This is a genomic window from Ewingella sp. AOP9-I1-14 (assembly GCF_052375995.1).
Taxonomy (GTDB): Bacteria; Pseudomonadota; Gammaproteobacteria; order Enterobacterales; family Enterobacteriaceae; genus Ewingella; species Ewingella allii.
On record NZ_JBQSVA010000025.1, the window covers coordinates 1 to 5993 of the forward strand.

General features: G+C 48.1%; 6 protein-coding genes. 3 read left to right on the forward strand and 3 right to left on the reverse strand.

The genetic code is table 11. The features are described from left to right. Positions 1-171 precede the first annotated feature (171 nt). Complete coding sequence (locus ACT3RT_RS22870; protein ID WP_304703306.1) at positions 172-399, forward strand: hypothetical protein; 228 nt, start codon at positions 172-174, stop codon at positions 397-399. A gap of 137 nt (positions 400-536) precedes the next feature. Here the strand turns inward: ACT3RT_RS22870 and ACT3RT_RS22875 are convergent, their stop codons facing one another. From ACT3RT_RS22875 to ACT3RT_RS22885, 3 genes are all read right to left on the reverse strand, one after another. Beyond that, complete coding sequence (locus tag ACT3RT_RS22875) at positions 537-821, reverse strand: hypothetical protein (RefSeq protein WP_154955525.1); 285 nt, start codon at positions 819-821, stop codon at positions 537-539. 271 nt (positions 822-1092) lie between these two features. Beyond that, positions 1093-2610: a plasmid mobilization relaxase MbeA gene (mbeA, locus tag ACT3RT_RS22880; protein ID WP_439795005.1), complete on the reverse strand. Its 1518-nt coding sequence runs from the start codon at positions 2608-2610 to the stop codon at positions 1093-1095. After that, positions 2600-2917: a MobC family plasmid mobilization relaxosome protein gene (locus tag ACT3RT_RS22885; protein ID WP_304703307.1), complete on the reverse strand. Its 318-nt coding sequence runs from the start codon at positions 2915-2917 to the stop codon at positions 2600-2602. Before ACT3RT_RS22885 ends, mbeA begins: the two co-directional genes overlap by 11 nt. 1450 nt (positions 2918-4367) lie before the next feature. Between ACT3RT_RS22885 and ACT3RT_RS22890 the strand changes: the two genes are divergently transcribed. Together ACT3RT_RS22890 and ACT3RT_RS22895 are read left to right on the forward strand one after the other, a co-directional pair. Beyond that, positions 4368-4883, forward strand: coding sequence for a type III toxin-antitoxin system ToxN/AbiQ family toxin (locus tag ACT3RT_RS22890; protein ID WP_132468293.1), 516 nt, complete (start codon positions 4368-4370; stop codon positions 4881-4883). Positions 4884-5297: 414 nt separating this feature from the next. Further along, a partial coding sequence (locus ACT3RT_RS22895) for a hypothetical protein (RefSeq protein ID WP_496203775.1) occupies positions 5298-5993 on the forward strand: 696 nt, incomplete at its 3' end.

Here is a 5993-nt window from a genome sequence, read left to right on the forward strand (position 1 = left end):
GACTTACCATTTTGATGGTTTATTCCACACCAATTATCACACGGATTGAACATAACATCTGAAAGCTGTATGACCCTGTCAGACTTAGGTATTATATGAAAGGGTTGGTTTTTACTTAACCTAAAAGCTCCGAATGAAGGGCTAATACACAGTAAAATAAGGGAATAAAAGATGGCTTTAGTTTGTAATGACATTGAAAAACTCAAGAAAGAAATCGTAGAAAAATACAACGTCACTCAGAGCGAAAAACTGACAGGCACTGCATTTCTCTTTGCAGAACCTGCATTCAACGGCTTCATTGTTAACGTTTTTAATACTGGAACAGTACAGTTTCAAGGTGGGTTCTGTGCGGAGCTCAAACTACAGATGGAAAACTTAGTGGGCTTCATTAATAGCTAAGCTAAAGCCGCCCTGCCGGGCGGTTTTTGTATCATTTACTGACTCGGATTGAACATAACATCCGTTGTACGCAACATGCAGTAAAGCCTGCTGAGCGCAGGCTTTACGTAAAAAGCAGGGTATGACGAAACCAAGTGTTAGAGATTGCCCCGTCCACCACCTGATGGATTTCCCGTAGTGCTAGGCCAGTTACCACCATTATTAAACCCGCGAAGCGTCCGGCTTAACTCCTGTCGGTTTCCTGTGTTAATAAGCACACATAATGTCATAACCCTGTCTATGGCAGACTCATGTAGTAGGTCACCTTTAGCGTGGAGTTCAAGTACGGTTGAGATATAAGCCAGCATTTCAGCCTCATCTGTACTGGTTAACTTGAGGCTATATCCGGTTTCTGCTTCCTTCAGTGCTTTTTCTAGATCCATTTTCAACCCTCTGGTTCATTCAATACTGCAACAAAATAGCATATCAAAACGAGTCACAACGCACCGGCATTTACCATAACATCTGTTGTCGGCACCGCTGAAACCGGGTTGGTGGCGTTTCCGGTGCCAGGCGGGAGAAAGTGGCGACAGACATCACGAAAAACACCGGAAACGCACCCGATAAATTTTACCCCATTGCATGACTATGCAGCCAGGTGAATGCGTACCGGTTCTGTTCGTCATACTGACGATAAGCCCTGTTTTCCCCACTTTAGCCCAGCGTCGGGCCGTGGTACGTTTTCTGGCGCGGTGAACGTTCCAGCTCCAGCGTTTTCTGATGCTGAAGCTCCCGTTCATGCAGCTGACGCTGTTCGAGGACATTCAGCCTTTCGACAACCGGCGCAGCTGCTCGCTTAAACTCTGCACCTGTCTGCTCAAGCTGCTGACCTGCTCGCTCAGTCTCGCGTTCTCCCGTTGTGTAATGGAAAACATCTTCTGCAAATCCACGGAGACGCTCGCCCACTCGTCCAGCCTTTGCGAGTAATCCTGCTGTAACTGCTCTAACGCGCTCAGCAACTGTTTTTCCAGCTCTGTCATCCTGCTCTACTCCTGTACCAGTTTCACGGCTTTCCGCTTCCCGTTGTCCACCGTCCAGCTCGTTTCTGCCCTCACGCCTTTCGGCAAGACCAGAAACTGCCCGTTGCTGTCGTTCTGGAAACGCACACCAAACGTTTTCGCGTTCAGTTGCTCCAGCGCGTCCTTCTGCTCCCGGATGCTGATGTAATTGTCGCGTATCTGCTGCCCCTGCCACCACAGTATGCCCCCGCTCGAGGCGATCAGCAGGACGGACACCAGGACGATGGTCAGCCACGTCCTGCTGACCATCCGCAACATCCCTTTTGTACTCTGCGCGAGGGCTGAGGCCATCAGCCGGTCGTGGTCGCTGATAGCGCCGTTGATTCTCTTCGCGCTTTCGGTCAGCTCCTGATTTACATACGCTTCGTGCTCGCTGAATGCGGCTTTCAGCATCTCGCCGGTATTCTGCTGCTGCGCTTTCGATTTCTGCTCTAAGTCCTTCGCCAGCGTTAAAAGACTGCTCATAAATGGCTCCCTTCAGTCGGATATTTCGCCCCCCGTCCGGGTCGGCAATGCTGATACTGTTTTTTGTGGTGCGAACCACCTTAAAACCTGATGCTTCCAGCGCCTCAGTGACGTCCTGACGCGTTTTAAGCTCCCCGGATGAGGCAAGGGCAAGCAGACCACGGGTGATCGTCTCTGATGCTTCCAGCTTCGTTTGTGGCAGGGCTGACGGGGTGACCAGCGCCCGCCGGTTTTCCGGTGCGTTCGGGTCGTGAAGCCCCAGCCTGCCGTTAACCACGGTCTGCCAGGCATCGATGCGCGGACGGTCGGCGCGGTCGTAGTAAGGCTGGAGACGTTTCCCCGTCAGAAGTTCGGTATTGGGGATCAGGAAATTCAGCTCCAGACGCCCCTTGTCGGCGTGCTCCACCCAAAGAACGCTGTACTGGTCTTTTTCCAGCCCGGGCATCAGAACCCGCTCAAAGCTTTCCATCAGCTTTTCACGCTGCCCGGGTGGCAGATCTTCTTCGGCGAATGACAGCACCCCGGAGGTGTATTTCTTCACATACGGTGACGCATCGATAAGCTCCCGGACTTCTTCGGGCTTACCCTGCAGAACGGTCGCACCGTCACGCTGCCGGTCTTTCCCCAGCAGATAATCCACCGGGCCAGCGCCTCCGCCCCGACCACGGGGATGAAACTTAACGATCATCGTCCGGCTCCTTTTGCAGTACGGCGTGTCGCAGCCGCTCCAGCCCGGCATCAATGGCCATCAGCGCGGCCACAATCTGCACCCGGTCATGCCCGGTACCGGCGTTCACCTTCCGCGCTATCTGGTTCAGGTTGTTACCCATGCCGGCAAGCTGACGCAGCAGAGCCGGTGAAACAGATGGCAGTTTCCCGATGCGCGCCGGCTTCTCATCGAGACACGTCTGCCGCATCCAGGAGGCCAGTTGCTTTCCGTCACAGCGCGCCAGCAGTCGCCGGTGCTCATCTTCCGTCACCCACATGGTGAGCATCTTGTTGCGCTTTTCTGCCAAATCATCCTCCTGAAAACGGCGGTGAGGCGGGGAAATCATTCCCTGCCGGAACGGGTGTTGGACAAGCCCGGAGGGCGCGTCAGTGCTTTTGGCGGGTTTCGGGGCGCAGCCCTGAACCAGTCACGTAGCGCTAGCGGAGTGTATACTGGCTTAATATGTTAAATCGAAGTGGGAATTCAGGAAAGTGCTTCATGTGGAAAGGGAAAAATGTGGCTGCAGGGCGTAATTGCAATATGCAGGTGGGGATTAAATGACGCCTCCTCGCTCGCTCACTCGGTCGCTACGCTCCTGCCGTGAGTCTGCGGCGGGCGTTACCTGTTCACGAATGACGGGATAAAGAGACAGAGGTAGAGTCAGGAAGGGCAGAAAAAGGATGCGCCGTTGCCGTTTTTTCATAGGCTCCGCCCCCCTGACAAGCATCACAAAATCTGACGCTCAAATCAGTGGCGGCGAAACCCGACAGGACTATAAAGATCCCAGGCGTTTCCCCCTGGTAGCTCCCTCGTGCGCTCTCCTGTTCCTGCCTTTCGGTTTACCGGTGTCATTCCGCTGTTATGGCCGCGGTTTCTCATTCCACGCCTGACACTCAGTTCCGGGAAGGCAGTTCGCTCCAAGCTGGACTGTATGCACGAACCCCCCGTTCAGTCCGACCGCAGCGCCTTGTCCGGTAACTATCATCTTGAGTCCAACCCGGAAAGACACGACTTATCGCCACTGGCTGCGGCCATTGGTAAGGGGTGTACAAGAGATTACTGATGCAGAGTTCTTGAAGTTAGAACCAAACTACGGCTAAACTGGAAGGACGAATTTGGTGGCAGCGGTCTTGTACACCCTGTTACCACGGTTCAGAAGTTCCCCAACTTACTGAACCATCGAAAAACCACCTCCCCAGGTGGTTTTTTCGTTTTCAGAGCAAGAGATTACGCGTAGAAAAAAAGGATCTCAAGCAGATCCTTTTTGGTTCATGTCATAACCCAACTTACCCCCCCACACTGAACTGATGAAAAAATAGTCAACAATGGGATCAGTACTTTAAAAAAGCCTCAAATGACATTTTTCAGGGATACAGCAGCAAGGGCTACAACTACACAGCTGCAAGTTACCTAGTTGTAAGCCTAAGCGAAGATCAGGTATACTCGAATCAAGGTGATTTGCTACCTTTAAGTGCAGCTAGAAATTTAGGTGATTTGCTACCTTAAGTGCAGCTAGAAATTTAGGTGATTTGCTACCTTTAAGTGCAGCTAGAAATTTAGGTGATTTGCTACCTTTAAGTGCAGCTAGAAATTTAGGTGATTTGCTACCTTTAAGTGCAGCTAGAAATTTAGGTGATTTGCTACCTTAAGTGCAGCTAGAAATTTAGGTCATTTACTACCTTAAAGTAATACAGTAAAAGAGGCGACTACACAGTCGCCTTTTTTACGAGAAAAAAATGAAATTTTACACTATATCAAGCAGATACATTGAATACCTAAAGGGATTCGAAGACAAAGTTCCCAATAGCGAAGATCCTACCTATCAGAATCCGAAAGCTTTCATTGGCATTGTGTTAGAGATTCAAGGGCATAAGTATCTAGCCCCTTTAACATCCCCAAAGCCATGGCATAGCACTATTAAAGAATCATCGCCTAGCTTCTTTAAGCTCCATGAAAATGGTGTCCCCGAAAATCAGCTCGGATTGATTAATCTGAAGTTCATGATTCCAATAATCGAAGCCGAAGTATCCTTACTTGATTTGAACGGTATGCCGAATACCTCCTACAAGAGAATGCTCTATAAGCAGCTCCAGTTTATTCGTGTAAATTCAGATAAAATAGCTGAAAAATCAGAGCTTTTAAGGAATCTCGTCCTGCAAGGAAAAATGCAAGGAACATGTGATTTTTCCCTGTTAGAAGAAAAATATCGAGATTTTGGCAAAGAAGCTAATGACACGGAAGAAGGCGAGTAACGCTTCATTTGCCATCCTGAATAGTGTCCGAAACCGAGTGATCTTGGACACTATTCAGGCCTAATATTCAAAACTCAACGGTTCGACTCACATACATAGTTCACGGTGAACCATATTATGATTAATACAAACACCAAATCTCAAATAAAAAACCTTTAAAAACAACGAAATAAAAAAATAACATCATTTTTATCTTTCTAGATAGATTTTTGTGAAGGCGTTACAACGCCTTCACGCCCTGAGATAATAAAAACAACAAGAAGCGATTACGAGGGGTGAAAAATGTTTGAGAAAGGCGTGTGTCTGGCTGAGAGGCTTGCGAAAGTCGCAGTGGTAATAACTAACCTTGTGCTCTCACTTTCTATATTGGGATTGGTCTATTTCATCTTTCAAAACTTGGCCTTGAGGTGATTCATGCTGTACTGGAAAAAAATGCCTTCACTATGGATAGGAAACAGGATCGCTGAATTCAGCGATCTTGATACAGCAAAAGCCATAGCGGCGTTAAAAATTTATTTAACATTCTGCCTGTTTTGCAAAGAGTCAGACTCTGGTCACAGAACGGTTGAGCTAACCTTTAGCAACCTTTGCGAGATAGCGTCATTAAGCCGTTCCCTGGTGAACGAAGGTCTTAAAATTCTTTATGCAAAAGAGCTGATAAAAAACATGTCGCCGACTGCACGAAAAAAGATTTATACCGTGGATGTGCTAGAAAATCATGATGATGGATGGTGCAAGCTTCCATTTAAAGGAGTTGTCGACGAGGACAAAAAAATAAGTGCATTTCAATCCATGCACAACAGATATCCCTTTGAGTTACTAGCCTTGCAAACTTACATGTATCTTCTTTACGCTCGTGATAATAACAGCGAATACACACTGGCTAGGAAAAAGACCATATGCAAAAAATTGAAATGCAAATTACCTGAACTAAACAAAGCAATCACCTACCTTATCCATATAGGTTTGCTTGATAGAATTGTGAAAAAATCCATAGAAAACAAACCACTAGAGATGTTTCATGACTCGTACTATTTCTATATAAAAACAGGCAGTAAGAGCGCTCTAACCTACAGAAGGAAATCAGAACCGCCAGTTATTCCAGAAGCC

Coding starts and splice junctions, on each gene's coding strand:
- ACT3RT_RS22870 (WP_304703306.1), top strand. CDS start 172: ATGGCTTTAGTTTGTAATGACATTGAAAAACTCAAGAAAGAAATCGTA.
- ACT3RT_RS22875 (WP_154955525.1), bottom strand. CDS start 821: ATGGATCTAGAAAAAGCACTGAAGGAAGCAGAAACCGGATATAGCCTC.
- mbeA (WP_439795005.1), bottom strand. CDS start 2,610: ATGATCGTTAAGTTTCATCCCCGTGGTCGGGGCGGAGGCGCTGGCCCG.
- ACT3RT_RS22885 (WP_304703307.1), bottom strand. CDS start 2,917: ATGCTCACCATGTGGGTGACGGAAGATGAGCACCGGCGACTGCTGGCG.
- ACT3RT_RS22890 (WP_132468293.1), top strand. CDS start 4,368: ATGAAATTTTACACTATATCAAGCAGATACATTGAATACCTAAAGGGA.